The following is an 18,721-nucleotide window of genomic DNA, read 5'->3' as shown; positions in this document are numbered from 1 at the left end:
CACCGCAAGGTTTCAGGGACCACGCTACGCGCCACGAACCGCCCCGATCGCGCCGATTGCGTAGTTGTGCGTGGTGGCGCGCCTACGATGACCCGAAACCGCACGTGTGAAGTCCCTGTGAATGTGCAGCACCCCGTTGGCTCGAGCACCGCCCGGACGAATGGAGCACGGCAGATGCGCGCGATGGTGGTACAGGAATTCGGCGGCACCCCGGAACCCGCCGACGTGCCGGTCCCGGCCGCCGGGCCCGGCCGGATCCAGATCCACCTCGAGGCAGCGGGGGTAAACCCCTACGACCGCAAGGTCATCGACGGCCTGCTGCGCGACAAGGTGCCGTTCGACTTCCCGATGATCCCCGGCACCGACGGCGCCGGCACCGTCAGCGCGGTCGGCGAGGGCGTGACCGATTTCGCCGTCGGCGATCGGGTGGTGGGTAAGGCCGTCGCGACGCCGCTGGGCCACGGCACCTTCGCCGAGTACACCGCTCTCCCCGCCGACAGCACCGTCGTGAAACTGCCCGACACGGTCGGCAGCATCCAGGCCGCCGCCCTGCCGACGGCCGGACTGGCCGCTCAGGACCTGGTCGACGCCGCCGCGCTGGTGCCCAGTCAGGTGGTGCTGATCAACGGCGGTTCGGGCGGGGTCGGCTCCTTCCTGGTGCAGCTGGCGGCGGCGGCCGAGGTGCAGGTCATCGTCACCGCGCGGCCCGACGACGCCGATCGGATGATCCGGCTCGGCGCCGACGAGGTGATCGACTACACCCGCGGCCCGGTGGCCGACCAGGTGCGCACGAACCATCCCGAGGGCATCGACGTGCTGTTCGATCTGATCGCACCCGCCGCGGCGTTCGCCGAGCTGATTCCGCTGGTCCGCCCGGGTGGCACCGCCTACAGCACCACCTTCGCCGCCGACGAGGCCACCCTGCACGACCACGGCCTCAAGGGCGGCAATCTCACCTCCACCGGAGCCGCGCCCGAACTACGCCGACTACTCCAGCAGGTCGCCGAGGGAGATCTGGTGGTGCCGATCGATGCGACCCGCCCACTCACCGATGCCGCCCAGGCGCTGACCGCGACCGGTGCGCGCGGCAAGACGGTTCTGGTCATCTGACGGGTCCGTTCCCGGACCGCGACCACCCATAGGGCACAACTGCGCCACCGACCGGACCGGGACCAACCGGCCGGAGCGGGGCAGCAGCGACCCCGGGCGGCAGCGAAGCGGAGGCAATCAGACACCGCTTCGGGGATACTTGTCCGAGGACGCCGTGACTCACGGCGGTCCCCCCGGGCAAAGGTACGTAAGAAAGGAAGCTCGACGTCGTGGATGCGCGTTCGGCTGCGCTGGTCCGCGCCAACTTCCGGTCGATAGTCGAGGCGCCGAACGGGCCCGAGCGGTTGATCAGCGCGTTCTACGGTCACCTGTTCGCGGAGACGCCTCATCTCCGCGAACTCTTCGGGCCCGCGATGGATATGCAGCCCAAACGGCTGGCCACCGCGATCCAGTTCGTCATCGATCACCTCGAGGACTGGGACCGTGCGCAACGCTTCCTCGAGCAATTGGCCCGCGACCATCGGAAGTACGGGGTGCAGGCCGCGCACTACGACGCGGCCGGCCGCGCCCTGCTCGCCGCGTTCCGCACCTTCCACGGGCCCGAGTACTGGAATCGCGGGCTGGAGGAGGGCTGGCGGGATGTCTGCATCCTGATCTCGGCCTCGATGGCGATCGGCGCCAATTCGGACAAGTCGCAGCCCTACTGGGAGGCGTCGGTGGTCGGGCACCGCCGGGTGCTCGATGATCTGGCCATCGTGCGGCTGCAATCCGAGACCCCGATTCCGTATCAGGCCGGGCAGTACGTGCCGGTGTCGATCCCGCAGCGGCCCAAGATGTGGCGCTACCTGTCCCCCGCGATTCCCACGAATCCCTACGGGGAGATCGAATTCCACGTCCGCAAGGTGCGCACCGGCTGGGTCAGCCCGGCCATCGTCAGCGAGACCGAGGTGGGCGACAAGTGGCTGATCGCCGGACCGCTGGGCGGCCTGCACGTCGACCGGGACAGCGGCCGCGATGTGCTGCTGATCGGCTCCGGCACCGGAATCTCGCCGCTGCGTGCGCAATTGATCGAGATGGGCCGGCGCGGGATGAATCCGCGGGTGCACTTCTTCATCGGCGGCCGCTACCCGTGCGACCTGTACGACGTGGAGAACATGTGGCAGCTGTCGCTGAGCAATCCGTGGCTGACCGTGATCCCGGTGTGCGAGAACGAATCCAACCCGTGGTGGCATCCGTATCCACCGGTGGACCCACCGTTCGGTATGCACCGCAGGCTGATCGGTAATCTGGGCGCGGTGGTCGCCAGCTTCGGCGCGTGGGCGGACCGGCAGATCCAGATCTCCGGTTCCGCTCGGATGATCGCCGACACCCGGCGGGCCCTGCTGGCGGTCGGCACTCCGGAGTGGGCGATCAGCGCGGATCCGGTATGAACGGTGGGACCATGGCGACGATCGAGACCATGTCGATGACGAGGACGAAGCAGTGACGATCGGCCCGGATCAGACCGGTGAGTTCCCGGTCCCCGCCGCCACCGAATGGACCGCGACCGTGGTCGGGCATCACCGGGTGCGGCACGATCTGGCCGTGATCCGGCTGATCGGTGAGTACGTGCCGTTCGCCGCCGGGCAATCCGTGGAGATCACGGTGCCGCAGCATCCGGGGCTGCGGCGACGCTTGTCACCGGCGCTGCCGCCCTCGCTGGACGGCAAGCTCGAATTCCACGTGCGGACCATTCCGGGCGGCTGGTGCAGCGGGACGATGGTCGCCGACACTCGGCCCGGTGATCAGTGGCGGATCGCCGCCCCGGCCGGCTGGCTCTCGGTCGAACCGGAGGCCACCGACGTGGTGATGATCGCCGGGGGCACCGGCCTGGCGCCGATGCGCTCGCTGCTGCTCGACCTCGCCCGCCGGGCGCAGCCGCCGCGCACCCACCTGTTCATCGGTGGCCGGTCGCCCCGCGACCTGTACGCCTCCGACATGCTGTACCTGCTGGCCGGTGAACTGCCCTGGCTGACCGTGGTGCCGGTGGTGGAGAGCGCCTACGACCCGAACTGGGTCGACGAATGGTACGAAAGCTGCCGTGTCGACATCGGTTTCGAGGTGGACGAGATGCTGGAGGGCACGCTCGCCGACGTGGCCGGTGACATGGGTCCGTTGCTGCACCACCGGGTGCTGGTGTGCGGATCGCGCGGCATGGTCCAGGCGACGGTGGAACGGCTCGTCTCCACCGGCACCCCGCCCGGGGCGATCCGGTACGAGGGGGCCTAGCGGTCCAGCACAGCGGGCGCGCTCAGAACAGCGGGTCGTGCCGGATGTCGCGGGTGGGTACGCCCGCGGCCATCAGCCGGAACTTGGTGGTCTGCACCATCGGTGGCGGGCCCACGATCTGCACGTCGTGACCGGTCCAGTCGCCCGCGGCGGCGACCACCTTGCCGATCTGGCCCACCTGTCTTCGTTGCAGCCCGGGCAGTTCCGGCGCGCTCTCGCCGAAATCGTGGTACCACCACGGGTTCTCGGGATTCTCCACGACGGGTGTGACGGTCAGCCACTTGTGCGCGACCGCCAGCGCGCTCAGCGTCTCGAGATCGTACAGATCGCACGGGTGGTGCCCGCCGACGAACAGGTGCACCCGCGGATTGGAGCGGCGCTGGGTCATCGCCAGCAGTTGCGCGCGCAGCGGGGCGATCCCGGTGCCGCAGCCGACCATCAGCATCTTGCGCCGGGTGTTGCGCAGCACGCCGAGGCCGCCCAGCGGGGAGCCGAGCAGCCAGCGGTCGCCCACCACGGTGTGCCCGATCACGGCCGGGCTGACCCAGCCGCCGGTGACACCGCGGATGTGGAATTCGATCTCTCCCTGTGGATTCGGCGGCACCGCGGCCGACAGGTAGCGCCACATCCGCGGCCGGGACGGGATCTGCACGCTCATGTACTGACCGGCCGCGTACGGCATCGGCTGATCCAGCCGCAGCCGCACCACGACAAGATTGCGCAGCACCTGCCGGTATTCGACGACGGTGCCGGTCCACACCGGCGGTGAACTCTCCTGGTCGGCGGCGGCGATCATGGTGCCGGCGATGAGGGTGATGCCCTCCTCCCAGGCCCGCTCCACCTCGTCGGTCCACAGCTCGGTACCGGCATAACCGGCGAGCGCCAGCCGCAGCGAGTTGCCCACTGCCGCATAGTGTTCTGCGGTCACGCCGTATTTGCGGTGATCGCGGCCCAGTTGGGCCAGGAAGGGCAGCAGCCGGTCGGGCTCCTCCAGTCGCTCGATGACGTAGCCGAGCGCCTTGACCAGCCGATCGCGCTGCGCGCCGAGGGCGGCCGGGAACATCTCTCGAACATGCGGATATTCGGTGAAGAGGATGGCGTAGAACGACCGGGCGAGCTTGTCCGGTCCCCCCTCCTCCGCAGCAACCGCCTTGAAAGTCGTCCTGATCAATGCGACGGTCCGCGAATCCATAAGTCTCACAACCCCATTTCGCACTCGAACACTGACCGCACCCTGAGTGGCGCGCTGCCTCGATCCAGCGCCGCGAGCCACTCGTCAGCAGCCGATGCCCTTCGAGTCTAGGTGAGGTTTGCCAGCAACGGAACGGCCTTCCCGAACAACAGGCGTGAAATTCCGACGGATCAGGGCAAGAGCGTGTCAGGTCCCCTATAAACATACCGAAAGACCAGGAAATCTGGATCAATTCGGTTTACGATGCTGACTATCTGCGCGACTACCTGCGCACGGCTCGTGTTTGCTGAAGCAGTGCTGGACCAATTCAGCGAGCACGAAAAACACCGTCGCACGGCATTCACGGCGATTCCGGCAACGATCCCGCCACCGCCACCGGCGATTACGAACGACGCCACCGGACAGCCGGTGCGGCGCAACGAAAAACAGCGCCCCCGTAGCCGGAGGCGCTGTCACTGTGTGTTGTTCGCAGGCGGTGCCGGTGCTAGCGCCGCTTGTTCCGGGGCTGCCACACCACCAGTGCGGTACTGCGCTGCGGTGGGGTGAGATCCGGGCGGTAGGCCGCCCGCAGCCGCTCCACCTCGGCGGCCAGCTCGCTCAGGCGCTGTTGCAACTCCTCGACCTGATTGGTGAGCTCGATGATCCGCTTGATGCCGGCGAGGTTGACGCCCTCGTCCTGGGACAGCCGCTGCACCTCGCGCAGCAGCTCTACGTCCCGGCTCGAATAGCGCCGCCCGCCACCGGAGGTCCGCTGCGGGGTCACCAGGCCCAGCCGGTCGTAGGTGCGCAGGGTCTGCGCGTGCATACCGGCCAGCTGCGCGGCCACCGAGATCATGAAGAACTCGGCGGACGCACTCGCCTTCTTCGGGTCACCGTTCATCACGCACCTGCCCATCCGGCACGCGGGTCGAACCCGCCGGCCTTCTCCGCCTCCGCATAGTGTCGCAGGGCTTCGGTGGCCTCGTCGTCCAGTTTCTGCGGCACCGCGACCTTCACGGTCACGAGCAGGTCGCCCGAAGTGCCGTCGCGCTTGGGCACGCCACGACCGCGGACCCGCAGGGTACGCCCGTCGGCGGTGCCCGCCGGCACCTTGACGCCGACCCGGCCGTCCAGCGTCGGCACCGACACCGTGGTGCCCAGTACCAGTTCGCTGTAGCTGACCGGCAGCACCAGGGTCAGGTCGTCGCCGGTGCGGCCGAAGACCTTGTCGTTGCTGACGTGCACGGTGACGAACAGATCGCCCGCCGGCGCCCCGCGCAGCCCCGCCTCGCCCTGGCCCGCCAGCCGGATCCGCTGGCCGTCACGAACTCCCGGCGGCACCCGCACGGTGATGGTGCGGGTGCGGTTCTGGATGCCGGTGCCGTGGCAGTCGACACACGGATCGTCGATGATCGACCCGGTGCCGCGGCAGTCCTCACACGGCTCGCTGAATCCGAACGCACCCTGGTTGCGGCTGATCACGCCGGTTCCGTTGCAGTGCGGGCAGACTCGCGGGCTGGTGCCCGGCTTGGCGCCGCTGCCGTGGCAGGTGGTGCACGGCGAGGGGCTGGTCATCCGCAGCGGCACCGTGACGCCCTGGGCCGCCTCGCGGAAGCCCAGCGTCGTCTCGGTCTCCACATCGCTGCCACGCCGCGGCCGCGACGAGGCCCGGCCGCCGCCACCGCGGTTGAACAGGCCGCCGAGCAGATCGCCCAGACCGCCGTCGCCACCACCGGCGGCGCCGCCGAAGATGTCGCCGAGATTGAACTCGCCGTTGAACCCGCCGGGGGCGTAACCGCCGCCCGGCGCGAACCCGCCCCGGCCGAAGCCGCCGCTGGCGAACAGCCGCCGCGCCTCGTCGTACTCCTTGCGCTTCTCCGGATCCGACAGCACGGCATGGGCCTCGCTGACGGCCTTGAACCGCTCCTCGGCCGCGGCATCACCCGGATTCTTGTCCGGATGCAAGTCACGGGCCAGTTTGCGGTATGCCTTCTTGACGTCGTCCGCGGAGGCGCTGGAGGAGACACCCAGCTCCTTGTAGAAGTCCTTCTCGAGCCACTCCCTGTTCACCGGGTATCTCCTCCTTCCACCCTGTTACTCGTCGGCACTGGCACTGTCGCCGGCGTTCGTCGTCTCCGGCGCCGCCGCCGGTTCCGCCGCGCTGCCGTTCTCCGGTGTGGCGCCGGAGCTGTCGGCCAGGGCGGCGTCGGTGACGCCGACCAGTGCGTGCCGCAGCACGCGGTCGCCGAACCGGTAACCCTTGCGCATCACCACGCCGATGACCGGATCGTGCCCGTCGCCCTCGTGCTGCACGGCCTCGTGCAGGGTCGGATCGAAAGGCTCGCCCTCCGTGCCGAATTCCTCGAGGCCCTGCTTGCGCAGCGCGTCGGCCAGCTTGTCCGCCACCGACTTCAGCGGGCCGGTCTCCAGATCACCGTGCGCGCGAGCCCGATCGAGATCGTCGAGCACCCCGAGCAGTTCGGTGACCACCGAGGCCTTGGCCGCATCGATGGTGGCCTTGCGGTCACGATCGACCCGGCGCCGGTAGTTGGCGTACTCGGCGGTCAGGCGCTGTAGGTCGGCAGTGCGCTCGGCCAGCTCCGCGGCGGCCGAGCCGGCGCTCACCGCGGGTGCGTCGCCGTTACCCGTCTCACCGTTGCCCGCGGCCGCGGCGGTCGCCGCGGCCTCGGACCCGGCCTCCGGAGTGGGCGCCGAGCCGGCGTCGGCCGCGGGCTCTCGAACCTCACCGGTTTCGGGATCCACCTTGCGGTTGTCGACGATGGTGACCGGCTCCTGTTCCGGATTCTGGCTCACTTCTTCTCCGGTTCTTCCACGACCTCCGCGTCGACAACGGTGTCGTCCGCGGCGGGCCCTGCGCCGTTGGCCGAGCTCGCGCCCGCACCCGCGGATGCCTCGTAGATGGCCTGACCCAGCGCCTGCGACTCGGTCGCCAGCTTCTCCACCGCCGTCTTGATCACGGCGATGTCGTTGCCCTTGAGCGCCTCGTTCGCCTCGGCGATCGCGGCCTCGACCTTGGTCTTGATCTCCGCGGGGACCTTGTCGTCGTTCTCGTCGATGAACTTCTGGGTCTGGTGCACCAGCGACTCGGCCTGGTTGCGGGTCTCCGCCTCCTCACGCCGCTGCTTGTCCTCGGCGGCATGCGCCTCGGCGTCGCGCACCATGCGGTCGATCTCCTCCTTGGACAGGCCGGAGCCGTCCTGGATCTTGATCGTGTTCTCCTTGCCGGTGCCCTTGTCCTTCGCGGTCACGTGCACGATGCCGTTGGCGTCGATGTCGAAGGTGACCTCGATCTGCGGCACGCCACGAGGGGCCGGCGGGATGCCGGTCAGCTCGAAGGAGCCGAGCAGCTTGTTGTGCGAGGCGATCTCGCGCTCACCCTGGTAGACCTGGATCTGCACCGACGGCTGGTTGTCGTCCGCGGTGGTGAAGGTCTCCGACCGCTTGGTCGGGATGGTGGTGTTGCGCTCGATCAGCTTGGTCATCACGCCGCCCTTGGTCTCGATACCCAGCGACAGCGGGGTCACATCGAGCAGCAGGACGTCCTTGACCTCACCCTTGAGCACACCGGCCTGCAGGGCGGCGCCGACGGCGACGACCTCGTCCGGGTTCACGCCCTTGTTGGGCTCCTTGCCGCCGGTCAGCTCGCGCACCAGGTCGGTGACGGCGGGCATACGGGTGGAACCGCCGACCAGCACGACGTGGTCGATGTCCTTGACCGAGATACCGGCGTCCTTGATGACCTGCTGGAACGGCTGACGGGTGCGGTCCAGCAGATCCGAGGTGATCTTCTGGAACTCGGCGCGGGTCAGCTGCTCGTCGAGGAACAGCGGGTTCTTGTCCGCGTCCACGGTGATATAGGGCAGGTTGATCGAGGTGCCCTGCGAGGAGGACAGTTCGATCTTGGCCTTCTCCGCGGCCTCACGCAGCCGCTGCATCGCCATCTTGTCCTTGGTCAGGTCGATGCCCGAGGAACCCTTGAACTTGTCGACCAGCCAGGTCACGACGCGGTTGTCCCAGTCGTCGCCACCGAGGTGGTTGTCACCGGCGGTCGCGCGGACCTCCACGACGCCCTCGCCGATCTCCAGCAGCGACACGTCGAAGGTGCCGCCACCGAGGTCGAACACCAGGATGGTCTGTTCCTTCTCGCCCTTGTCCAGGCCGTAGGCCAGCGCCGCGGCGGTGGGCTCGTTGACGATGCGCAGCACGTTCAGGCCCGCGATCTGCCCGGCCTCCTTGGTGGCCTGCCGCTGCGCGTCCTCGAAGTACGCGGGCACCGTGATGACGGCATCGGTGATCTCCTCACCGAGGTACTCCTCCGCATCGCGCTTGAGCTTCATCAGCACGCGCGCGCTGATCTCCTGCGGGGTGTACTTCTTGCCGTCGATGTCGACGCTCCAGCTGGTGTCGCCCATGTGGCGCTTCACCGAGCGGATGGTGCGGTCGACATTGGTCACGGCCTGGTTCTTCGCCGGCTGACCGACCAGCACCTCGCCGTTCTTGGCGAACGCGACGATCGAGGGGGTGGTACGCGCCCCCTCCGAATTGGCGATGACCTTCGGCTCACCACCCTCGAGCACGGCGATGACCGAGTTGGTGGTCCCGAGGTCGATACCGACCGCACGAGCCATTGTGGTTCCTCCTAATTGACGTACTTGTGTGTCGTACAGGGCAAGGCGCCTGTCGCACGTCCCGGCGATGCGTGTGTGACGCACCACCCGGGACGCGGGACCTCACCCCGAACACCGCGTGGAGCACGGTCCCAGCAACGCTGAGCGTGGTCGACTCAATATTGCCTCCGGTGTGTACCTGAGTCAACTTCGAACTTGAGCCAACCTCACTCAATGTTGTCGAACAGCTCAACGAGCGGTCCGCCGAGTTGATTCCCGGATGCTCGAACTTTTTTTCCGGACCTACCGGACATGCCCGATACCGCCCAAGACATCCCCGCCCACGCGAGATCGTTCGAAGACAGCGCCGTGCGCGCTGTCACGGGGGCGCCGGGACGGCGGCAGGTGGCGTCGGCACTCGACCGGCACCGCACGCGGCCGGAGCGCCGCCGAAGATCCGTGCGTCAGCCCGTGCCCAGGACCGCCGGTGCCAGGTCGTGGTCGATGGTCACCCGCACCAGGGCCGCCGCCAGTTCCGCGTCGTGACCGGCGGGCCCGAGTTCGTCGAGCGCCCGCGGATCGGTGGGCAGGTGCAGTTGCCGGGCCCCGCGCCGGGCCCGCTCGTCGAAGCGGGGCCGCAGCCAGGTCCAGATGTCCTGCACCTCACGCAGGAAGATGTCCGCGGCAACCGGTCCGATGCCCTCGAACTGCTGCAACAGCTCCGCGCACCGGACCGGGTCGTGCCCGGATTCGGCAGCCAGGCGACGCAGGTCGCCGTGGTAGCGGTCGAGCAGCAGGGCGGCGTTGGCGCGCAACCGGGTGGCGGTCGATTCGTCGTAGCGCACGTAGCGGCCACGGTCGAGCGCGTCCACCAGTTCCTGCCGGCCGGCGGCCGCCACCCGCTGCGGGGTGCGATAGCCGGCGTGTACCAGCTCACGGGCGGCCCCGACCGCGAGGTGCGCGGAGATCCTGGTACTCATCAACTCGGCGAGCACGAGCAGCTGATACAGCGGCGCCGGCCGGTCGGCCAGGGTGATCCCGGCCTCGTCGGCATAGGTGCGTCCGGCCTGCTCGAGCAGCGCGTTCACGGTTCGGCGATTGTTCACGAGACACCTGCCTCCCGCTCGGTACCCCCGTTTTCCAGGACACTCCCGGCCCGGCCGGTCGTCAAGTCGGCCGCGGCGAGCAGCGGGAACCGATCGGAGCTCAGCAGCCCGGCGATGGCGGCCATCCGCGCCTGCGGCGCGGCGTAGTCGGGATGTGAGCGCAGCACCGCGGCGGCATCGTGCAGCCGGATCATCTGCTGTTCGGCCGCGGCGGCGGTACGGCCGCCCGGCGTGACGGGATGGGTCGCCAGCACCGGATGCGCCGGGTCCAGGCGGCCGATTGCGACGGCCTTGTCGATGCGGCGGGCGCAGCGGCAGAACGCCGTCGGATTCGCCAGCCCGCAGGTGGAATCGAGAAAACTGCCGAGACGCCGCTTCGCCCGCTCCAGTCGCTTCCGATGCGCCGCCGGGGTGCTGCCGACGATCCACGCCGCCTCGGTCGAGCCGAGATCGAACACCTCGCTCAGCACGAACGCGACGCGTTCGTCGCGCGCCAAGCACTGCAACATGGCCTGGCTACAGGACAACCGCATCTCGCGGGTGAGCAGTTCGGCCTCCGGGCCGCGATAGTCGGCCGTGGCCAGCCCGTCGCGCAATCCGTCACCGAACGCGTCCAGGGACAGCTGTGCACGCTCCAGCGGCGTGCGCCGGGCGAGATTGAGCAGATAGTTGACGCCGATCCGATAGGCCCAGGTGAGCAGCGCCGCCTCACCCCGCCAGGTGCCGAGGTGGCCGAGCACCCGCACCAGGATCTCCTGGGTGGCGTCCTCGGCATCCGCCGGGCGGGCCAGCATCCGCAATGCCAGCCGATACAGCGAATCCTGAAGCAGCCGAACCACTTCGGTGACCGCATCCCGATCGCCACCGACGGCCCGGCGGACCAGCTCCCGCTCCGCCGCGGGCGCTACGACAGCATCGGCCGCGGCACCCGCACCTGACGAATCCTCCTCGGCCGCGTGGGATCCGCCGCCCACCGCAGCCGCACCGAACGGCCTGCCGGCCCCGGTCACCACTGCAACCCACCCGGCATCGACCCATCCCGCATTCTGATCACGCCGACCCCCACCCCGGCCAACTCAGCCACCCCGGCCAACTCAGCCACCCCGGCCACCCCGGCCGACCCGACCGTCACCCGCTCACCGGACAGCGCACGTCCTCCGGCCGACGTGGCGGCCACAGCTCTCGGCGCGTGGTGTTCGGCGCGCATCGGATCCCGCACTGCCGCTGCATTTCCCGCTGCTCCCACCATCACCCCATCGTTCGCCGGCCGATTCCGTGCCGCAAGGTCGCTCGGCCTGTCGCACCCGTTGCCGGTTCCCGCACCGATCGCAGGGGGTGCGGGACCGGCTTCGGTGGTCAGTCGAGCAGTCCGTGCTTGTCCAGCCAGTCCGACACCGCGGCGCCGATGGCGTCGGGCCGGTCCTCGGGCGCGTGATGTCCCGCCGGTCCGATGCCGACGGATTCGGCCGCCGCGAACGTCGCCACGGCCCACTCGACCATCTCCGCGGAGCCGAGGCCGACGCCGTCATCGACCGCCATCACCAGCTTCGGCACCTCCGGTGACGTGGCCATCCAGCGGTCGTAGTCCTCGATGACGGCGACCACGTCGGCGGGCTCCCCGTCCAGCGGGAACTCGCGCGGCCACGCCAGCATCGGGCGGCGGGATTCCGGGGTCGGATACGGCGCCCGGTAGACCGCGAGGTCCGCCGGGGTGAGGGATTTCGCGCCGAACGGCAGATTGAATTCGATGAACATGTTCTCCACCAGGATCGCCTGCTCACCCTCCGGTGACCGGAACCGGCGGAACAACTCCGCGCCCTGCGGCGGCATCTCGCTCCAGCGCAGCGGGCGCAGGAACGTCTCCAGCACCGCGACACCCCGGACCCGATCGGGATGCCGGGCCGCCCAGTCCATGGCGAGCGCGCCACCCCAGTCGTGACCGACCAGGACCGCCCGGTCCAGTCGCAGGGCGTCGAACCAGGCGTCGAGATAGCGGGCGTGGTCGGCGAAGCGGTAGCCGATCTCGGGCTTACCGGATTCGCCCATGCCGATCAGATCCGGCGCCAGCGCGCGGGTCCGGTCGCTCACGTGCGGAATCACCCGGCGCCACAGGTAGGACGAGGTCGGATTGCCGTGCAGGAACACGACCGGCACCGGCCCGGCGCCGAGTTCGGTGTAGTGGAGGTACGAATCGAGAACGTCGATGACGGGCATCGCCGGTGTCCTTCCGTCGGAAGTCGAAGTGCTGACTTCTGGTTGGACACCCGCCCCGACCGGCTGTGACAGCCGGATCGGGTGACCTGTCTCACATCACCCGGGTGGACCGATTCGCCCGGCCGGAGCCCGCGCTGCCGGTGCCGCCGCAGGTCCGGGCACAGCTGGCGGCGCGCTTCGGGCTGTTCGGAATTCGCACCGCGGTACTGCTGATCCGCGCCGGGGTGCGCGACTCCGCCACGCTCGCAGCGGAATTGACGCAACGCAGTGGCCTGGCGGAGTTGCGATCGGTGCTGGACGTGCAGTTCGCGCAGCGCGCGGATCAGTTGAAGGCGCATTCGCGCTGGTCGCACTGGGCCCGGATGCCGGCCACCCAGCGCGGTACCGCGGTGGACCGGCTGCTGCCGCGGGTGCGGGCGCTGCTGGCGGATGTGCACGGATTCGCCGAACTGCCACTGCTGGGCCGGTTGCGGTCCGGGGAACTGCCGCTGCCGCCGCGGGAATCGGCCGAATTGCACCGTCTGCTGGGTGGTTCGGGCGTGGCGGCGCGGCCACGACCGAGGCTGCCGGCGGACGCGGACGCCGCGACCGTGCGCGCGGCGGCGCGGGACGCGGTGCGACGCCGGCGGTTGCGGGCCCGGCACCCGCTGGTCGATCGGGCGACGGCACAGGCCTGCCTGGCCGGTGCGTGCAGCGGGGAGGGCATCGCGGATCGCTTCCCCGAACCGCCGACCACCCCGCTGACCGGGATTCCGCCCAGCCGCCGATGTCCGCATCATTCGCATCATTTCTGTTGCGGTGAGCCGATGTCGGCCGTATTCCGGATCAGTGCGCCAGGCCGTCGCCGACCTCGCCGGTACCGGCGAAATGGCCGGCGGTGAACAACCCCGTTCCACCGTGGCCGCCGACCGTCACCCCGAACTCCGCACGGCCGGAATCGAAGACGTCGTCGATCGCGCCCAGCCCGCCGAAGCCACCACCGAACGCATGCGACACATCCACACCCGACCAGGCGCCGATGGCGGCGATGCCGGCTCCGCCCGGCAGCCCCCGGATATCGGGCTCGGCGCCGCCGATCACCGGCGAATCCGGCTGTGCCCCGTGACCGAGCCCGAGCCCGAGTCCGTCGCCGGGCGAACCCGGCTGGGCCACCGGCCCGAACCCGAGTTGGTGCCCGTGGCCCGGCGAACCCGGTTCCGGGCCACTGGGCAGCCCTTCCCACTCCGCTTGTCCGGCATCGGCGTGGACCGCGGTCCCGCCCAACCCGATCTCCAGGCCACTACCCACCAATGAATCGGAATACGCCGCCGCAGAAGTCGGACCCGGCGCTGTGACACTGGCTCCCGGCGCGAGGTGGTCCAGCTCGCCCACGGCGAGTTCGAGTTCGATACCGCCGTGGGCGCCGACGGCCGAACCGGGATCACCGTCGTGCTGCGCGCCGACCGCCGCGTCCGCGCCGAGGCCGATGGCCGGACCCGAATCCGGCGCAGGCGCACCTCCGAATCCACCACCGAACGCACCGATCGACCCCACCGCGGCCGGTACGTTCGTAGCGATCGGCGATCCGGCAGCCGACTGGCCGATGCCGGTGCCACCGGGTGCTGCGGCGACTCCCTGCGAACCGCCCGAGCCGGTACCCGCGGCGATACCGGAACCACCCGGCCGACCGGCAGCCAGTACCCCGGGCTCCGCGGCGCCACCGCGCCTTCCCTCATCCGAAAGGCGCAGTGGCGCTGCGATATGCGTGCCACCGGAACCACCGGTCCATCCGGGGGCGATCGCGGCGCCGTCGCCCGGACGCGCGGTTTCCCGCGCTCCGGGCGCGTTCCGCGGCCCGGCACCGAGTTTCTCGGCACCCGAACCGTCGAATCCGATGGCCGCGGCCCCGCCGAGGCCCGGCCCCGCACCGGTATCGGACCGGTCTGTCGCCAGCAGGTTGCCGGCACCGATTCCGGACCCGCCCGGGATAACGTGGAAAACACCTGGCAACTGCCCGTCGATGGCACTGCCGGGTAGTTCGATCCGGGCACCGGAGTCGGCGCCGAACCAGCCGAATCCACTCGATTCCGAACCATTCGGCGTGGCGGGATTTCCGGGTCCGGCGTCCGTATTACCGACAGCCCGTACCGAATCCGATCGCGGTCCGAAACCGGTGTCATATATTCCTTTCGGACCGTTATCGGTGCCGTAGTCGGGGAATGTGGCGCTCGCCCGCTGCCCGGGCGCCGCCGTGAGCGAATTGCGCAGTTCGGCAACGGTTTCCGCCTCGGCCGGCGAACCGGACGGACCGCCGGCCGGGAATGCGCCGGGGCCTGCACCGGAACCATCGGATCCCACCACGCCGCCGAGGATCGAATCGCGCAGGCTCGCCGTCAGCTCCGAGTCGAGATCGCCGAGGCCGCCGAGTTCGCCCGCGACCGCTCCCACCGGGAAGGACCCGCCGAATCGGTCGCCACCGAGACCGTCCGCCGCGGTGCCCGGATCCACCACGACCGGGTGGACGGCCGCCGGACCGGCGCCGAACACCGGAGCCCGGCCGGAATCGACGCCGCCGGTACCGAATTCCCCATATCCGGCACCGCCGCCCGGTCCGGCGAGCGCACCCGCGGCCACCGGGTCCCCACCGCCCGCGGCGACGATCGCGGCGAGCTGGGAGCCACCGGTGACCAGCGCGGATTCCGCCACCATCGGAGCCACCGCGGCGATGTCCCCGGGCGTCACCGCGGCCAGCCCGGCGGCACCGAGCGCCGCGGCCGGATCCGCGCAGTATCCGGCCGCGGCCCGCTGATCCCGTAGCAGACCGAGGATGAACTCGAGGATGGCGTTGGGGCTCATCGGACTCCGTCTCCGTCAACGGCGGACCTTCCGGTGATCCGCGGCAGTGAATTGCTTTCACGCTAGGAACATCGGGGACCGTGCCGAATCGGGGCCGCACCCCACGAAAACGGGAGCCCGCACGTTGGGGGTGGAGCAGGGATTAGGGGAATATCCCCGAATTTTCCCGGAGCCGGTAACGCGGGACTCTCAGCAACCGACAAGCGGGTAGGTCGCAGTGACCGTATCGCTAGTCAACCGGCACGTGACGCACATGCACGCGTTTCGAACGACAGGGGTTCTCGAATGACTCAGGGCCTGGCGCTGGGCATCACCGTCGGGGCGTCGAACACCGTCGCCGCGACGACCTCGGCGGGAATCGGCGGAGCGCGGCGGGCCGCCACCCACATCCGGCCCAGCGCACCGGGACCGGCACCCGAATTGTCGGAAAATCTACTATCCCGCGTCGGCGACCCCGTCGACATCCTCACCGAGAACGGTGTTTCGGTCCGGGCCGCCGATCTGGTGGCGGCGCTGATCGGCCGGGTGGTCGACGATTTCGCCCCGGCCGGAACCGTGGTGGGATGTCCGGCCTGGTGGTCGCGGCACACCGTGGCCGCCCAGCGATCCGCGCTGGACTGGGCCGGCCGCCGCGACGTCGCGCTGGTGCCGGAGCCGACCGCGGCGCTGCGCTGGCTGGAACACGAACACGGGGTGGGGACGGACACCCTGGTGGTGTACGACCTGGGCGCCACCGGCGTCACGGTGTCCGTGGTCCGGGGCGGACCACGCGGCGGGCTGCTCGGGGTGCCGATGCGCGCCACCGAGGTCGGCGGCGCCGAATTCGATCTGCTCACGCTGCGTTACGTTCTGGCGAACGCACTCGGCGACGCCGAACTGGACCCCTTCGATCCGGACGTCGAAAGGGAATTGACCACGCTGCGCCGGCGCTGCCGAATTGCGAGAGAAGACCTTTCCGGAAATACCGCCACCATCGTCCCGGTCCGTTTGCCCGGGGTGATAAGCGATGTCCGGGTGGTGCGCGATGAGGTGGAGGACCTGTTCCGGGAACCGTTGCTGGACACCCTCGCCCTGGTGCGAGCGACCCTGCGCCGCGCCGAGGTCGCACCGCGGGAACTGGGCGGCTTCCTGCTCACCGGGGGTGGCGCCGCGATCCCGCTGGTCGCGGAGATCCTCTCCACCGAATTCGGTCTGCCGGTGATGGCCGCCGCCGATCCGGCCCGGACCGCTGCCCGGGGCGCCGCGCTGCTGGCCGTGGATCTGCTCGAGGAATCGACGGAAACCATTGCCACGATGGTGGTCTCGGCCGCGATCACCGAACCCATTCCGGCCGCCCCGACCGCCACCGCACCGGCCGCGCCTGCGCCGCCGGCCGCGCCTGCGCCGCCGGCCGCGCCTGCGCCGCCGGCCACCCCATCCGGCGCGGGCCCGGCGGCGCCCCCGGCAGCCGCGCCCGCGCCGGCACCGGCCCCGATTCCCCGCCCGAACCCCGCCCCGCCGCTACCTCCGCCGGCTCCCGAACCACGGGCCGGGTGGTCGGCCCGGCAGCGGCTGGCGGTGTTCGGCGGTGCGCTGGTGTTCGTCGCGGCGCTGGCCACCGGCACAGTGGCCCTGGGCAGCTCGGGACAATCCTCCGATCCGGCGCCGACCGGCGCCGCGCAGCCGACGACCGCACCGGATGTCCCGATGCCGGCCACGACGCCCACCGCCGCGGCCGCGCCGGGGTCCGAATCCGGCCGACCGGCCGGACGCCATCGCGCGACCACCTCGACCGCCGCGGCGCCGCAGCCGGACACCGCCACCACACCGGATCCGGCGACCGCCCCGCCACCACCGGACGATCCTGGTACGATGCCGGACCTGGCCGGAGATGCGGTGAGTTCGGTACTGCAAGCGCCCGGTGCGGTACTCCCTCGTGTGGGCGGGTGAGGTGCCCATGTCCACGACCATCGCCTTCGCTTCACTGCCGGGCGCACGGGAGATCCTGCGGGAGTTCGACACCGCGTCCTCGCGCCCGCTCGTCCATCTCGTCCGTGGCCGCTGCGGCACCGGTAAATCCACCCTGCTGGCCGCGATCCGGGACCGGCTGCACGCTCGCGGGATCGTCTCCCGGGCCGACGTGCCGATGGACGACGGGCCGGACATCGGCCCCGACGCCGCACCGGCGGCACTGATCGTCGACGACGCCCACACCCTGGAACCGGCAGCGCTGGAACGACTTCGGGCCGTCGTCGAATCCGGCAACCGCACGGTCGTGATCGCCACCCGCCCGCGCCCGCACGATCCGGCGCTGCGCGCGCTGGCCGAGGCCGTGTCGCGCCGCGGCCGGATGCTGGAACTGCGCGCTCTCGGCGCCTCCGACATCGCCCCGTTCGCCCGCGAACTGGGCATGACGGTGCCGCGTTCGGTGACCCAGCACATCCACCGCCAGACCGGCGGCATCCACGGCGGCGTGGTGACCGCCCTGACCGCGGCCTGCGCCGCCCGGCTGGACGCGGGCATCGCCGCCGTCGACGTCGCGGTGACGAATTGGGCTCGGGCACTGCTGGATCGCACCGAACCGGATCTGCTGGAGGTCCTGGTGGTCGCGGCCACCGGCGCGGGCCTGGATCCGGGCGAGCTGACCGAGGTGCTCGGCCTCGAGCACAGCACCGCCTGGGATCTCATCGATCGAGCCCGGGCCGGCGCCCTGGTGACCGACGCGGATCTGCTGCCCGCCCCGGCCGTCGCGCCGCTGCGCACGCTGGTCGGCGACCGGCGTTTCCTCACGGTGCAGCGCCGGCTGCTGGAGGCGCGCCTGGACGCGGGCCTGCTGCGCGACAATACCGCCCTGGTACTGGCGGAATCCGGCGTCCGCGACCCGCGGCTGGCCGAATTCCTCTGTGCGGCAGCGGAGAAGACCGACGACGCGGTGCGGTTTTACCAGGGTGCGGTCGCGGCCGGGGCCGACCCGCAGGTGGTCGCGGTGCGCTGGGCGGAGGCCGCCGCCCGGGCCGGTGACGGTGACACCGCGCTGCGGCTGGCGGAGCCGGTGCTCGCCCGCCCCGGCGTCTCCGATGTGGATCTGGCTGCGGCCGTGCGCATCTGCGCCGGAGTGTGGATCCGGCGCGGGCTGGTGCAGCGCGCCGCGCAACTCTACGCCTGGCTGGGGGCGCACCGGGTGGGCGCGGACTGGGCTGTCGGCGCGACCGTGCAGTATCTGGCCGGTGAGGTGGAGGCCGCGGCCGCGTTGTCGGCCACCGCGGATCGCTGGCCACCGACCGCCGCCACCGCACGCGCCGCATCGATCGTCACGGCACTGAGCCGTTCGGTCGGCGCCGCGGCGCCGGTCGTCGCGGCGGTGCCCGAGGCGGGCGCGGGCCGCTCCGCCACGGCCGATTCCCGCCCGGACGCCGCGGCGGCCATCCCGCTGGTGGCGGCGGCCGGACCGCCGTCGCTGGCGGCGGCGG

Annotated in this window: 15 protein-coding genes and 1 pseudogene; 6 read left to right on the top strand and 10 right to left on the bottom strand. The window is 70.6% G+C overall.

Annotated elements, in window-relative coordinates; genetic code table 11:
• Positions 1–174: 174 nt before the first annotated feature.
• The 3 genes from LBW94_RS41930 to LBW94_RS41920 all read left to right on the top strand — a co-directional run bounded on the left by LBW94_RS41930 (position 175) and on the right by LBW94_RS41920 (position 3,318).
• Positions 175–1,110: an NADP-dependent oxidoreductase gene (locus tag LBW94_RS41930; protein WP_225059749.1), complete on the top strand. Its 936-nt coding sequence runs from the start codon at positions 175–177 to the stop codon at positions 1,108–1,110.
• 209 nt (positions 1,111–1,319) lie between these two features.
• A complete protein-coding gene (locus tag LBW94_RS41925) occupies positions 1,320–2,480 on the top strand; it encodes an FAD-binding oxidoreductase (protein WP_225059750.1) in 1,161 nt (386 codons plus the stop codon).
• Positions 2,481–2,532: 52 nt separating this feature from the next.
• Positions 2,533–3,318: an FAD-binding oxidoreductase gene (locus LBW94_RS41920; RefSeq protein WP_225059751.1), complete on the top strand. Its 786-nt coding sequence runs from the start codon at positions 2,533–2,535 to the stop codon at positions 3,316–3,318.
• A 22-nt stretch (positions 3,319–3,340) separates the two neighbouring features.
• On the opposite strand, the gene LBW94_RS41915 is transcribed toward LBW94_RS41920, so the two are convergent.
• From LBW94_RS41915 to LBW94_RS41875, 9 genes are all read right to left on the bottom strand, one after another.
• On the bottom strand, positions 3,341–4,510 hold the full coding sequence (locus tag LBW94_RS41915) for a globin domain-containing protein (protein WP_225059752.1): 1,170 nt from the start codon (positions 4,508–4,510) through the stop codon (positions 3,341–3,343).
• 484 nt (positions 4,511–4,994) lie between these two features.
• Positions 4,995–5,390, bottom strand: a complete 396-nt coding sequence (locus LBW94_RS41910; protein WP_225059753.1) for a heat shock protein transcriptional repressor HspR — start codon at positions 5,388–5,390, stop codon at positions 4,995–4,997.
• Complete coding sequence (gene dnaJ, locus LBW94_RS41905; protein ID WP_225059754.1) at positions 5,390–6,559, bottom strand: molecular chaperone DnaJ; 1,170 nt, start codon at positions 6,557–6,559, stop codon at positions 5,390–5,392. Before dnaJ ends, LBW94_RS41910 begins: the two co-directional genes overlap by 1 nt.
• Positions 6,560–6,583: 24 nt before the next feature.
• Complete coding sequence (grpE, locus tag LBW94_RS41900; RefSeq protein WP_225059755.1) at positions 6,584–7,303, bottom strand: nucleotide exchange factor GrpE; 720 nt, start codon at positions 7,301–7,303, stop codon at positions 6,584–6,586.
• Positions 7,300–9,138 (bottom strand): molecular chaperone DnaK, encoded by a 1,839-nt coding sequence (dnaK, locus tag LBW94_RS41895; RefSeq protein WP_225059756.1) that lies wholly within the window; start codon positions 9,136–9,138, stop codon positions 7,300–7,302. The genes grpE and dnaK overlap by 4 nt, the downstream gene beginning before the upstream one ends.
• A 443-nt stretch (positions 9,139–9,581) precedes the next feature.
• A complete protein-coding gene (locus LBW94_RS41890) occupies positions 9,582–10,223 on the bottom strand; it encodes an endonuclease (RefSeq protein WP_225059757.1) in 642 nt (213 codons plus the stop codon).
• Entirely contained in the window at positions 10,220–11,197 is a 978-nt protein-coding gene (locus tag LBW94_RS41885) for an RNA polymerase sigma factor (protein WP_225059758.1), read from the bottom strand. The genes LBW94_RS41890 and LBW94_RS41885 overlap by 4 nt, the downstream gene beginning before the upstream one ends.
• Before the next feature lie 32 nt (positions 11,198–11,229).
• Positions 11,230–11,472, bottom strand: coding sequence for a hypothetical protein (locus LBW94_RS41880; RefSeq protein WP_225059759.1), 243 nt, complete (start codon positions 11,470–11,472; stop codon positions 11,230–11,232).
• A gap of 107 nt (positions 11,473–11,579) precedes the next feature.
• Complete coding sequence (locus LBW94_RS41875) at positions 11,580–12,437, bottom strand: haloalkane dehalogenase (protein ID WP_225059760.1); 858 nt, start codon at positions 12,435–12,437, stop codon at positions 11,580–11,582.
• A 104-nt stretch (positions 12,438–12,541) separates the two neighbouring features.
• Between LBW94_RS41875 and LBW94_RS41870 the strand changes: the two genes are divergently transcribed.
• Positions 12,542–13,318: a hypothetical protein gene (locus LBW94_RS41870; protein WP_225059761.1), complete on the top strand. Its 777-nt coding sequence runs from the start codon at positions 12,542–12,544 to the stop codon at positions 13,316–13,318.
• Here LBW94_RS41870 and LBW94_RS41865 read toward each other — a convergent pair.
• Positions 13,263–15,272 (bottom strand): IniB N-terminal domain-containing protein, encoded by a 2,010-nt coding sequence (locus LBW94_RS41865; RefSeq protein ID WP_225059762.1) that lies wholly within the window; start codon positions 15,270–15,272, stop codon positions 13,263–13,265. The two genes, LBW94_RS41870 and LBW94_RS41865, sit on opposite strands and share 56 nt — an antisense overlap.
• 285 nt (positions 15,273–15,557) lie before the next feature.
• Between LBW94_RS41865 and LBW94_RS41860 the strand changes: the two genes are divergently transcribed.
• Entirely contained in the window at positions 15,558–17,201 is a 1,644-nt protein-coding gene (locus LBW94_RS41860; protein WP_266273415.1) for an Hsp70 family protein, read from the top strand.
• A gap of 7 nt (positions 17,202–17,208) precedes the next feature.
• Positions 17,209–18,721, top strand: a pseudogene (locus LBW94_RS41855) (LuxR family transcriptional regulator); the annotation flags it as partial.

Origin of the sequence: Nocardia sp. alder85J (genome assembly GCF_020176955.2) — a bacterium.
In the GTDB taxonomy this organism is placed as follows: Bacteria; Actinomycetota; Actinomycetes; order Mycobacteriales; family Mycobacteriaceae; genus Nocardia.
This window is presented reverse-complemented; position numbering and strand designations above follow the sequence as displayed.

Excerpts from the sequence above, each read along its gene's own strand:
- LBW94_RS41930 (WP_225059749.1), top strand. The coding sequence starts at position 175 with ATGCGCGCGATGGTGGTACAGGAATTCGGCGGCACCCCGGAACCCGCC.
- LBW94_RS41915 (WP_225059752.1), bottom strand. The coding sequence starts at position 4,510 with ATGGATTCGCGGACCGTCGCATTGATCAGGACGACTTTCAAGGCGGTT.
- LBW94_RS41910 (WP_225059753.1), bottom strand. The coding sequence starts at position 5,390 with ATGAACGGTGACCCGAAGAAGGCGAGTGCGTCCGCCGAGTTCTTCATG.
- dnaK (WP_225059756.1), bottom strand. The coding sequence starts at position 9,138 with ATGGCTCGTGCGGTCGGTATCGACCTCGGGACCACCAACTCGGTCATC.
- LBW94_RS41880 (WP_225059759.1), bottom strand. The coding sequence starts at position 11,472 with ATGGTGGGAGCAGCGGGAAATGCAGCGGCAGTGCGGGATCCGATGCGC.
- LBW94_RS41875 (WP_225059760.1), bottom strand. The coding sequence starts at position 12,437 with ATGCCCGTCATCGACGTTCTCGATTCGTACCTCCACTACACCGAACTC.
- LBW94_RS41865 (WP_225059762.1), bottom strand. The coding sequence starts at position 15,272 with ATGAGCCCCAACGCCATCCTCGAGTTCATCCTCGGTCTGCTACGGGAT.
- LBW94_RS41860 (WP_266273415.1), top strand. The coding sequence starts at position 15,558 with ATGACTCAGGGCCTGGCGCTGGGCATCACCGTCGGGGCGTCGAACACC.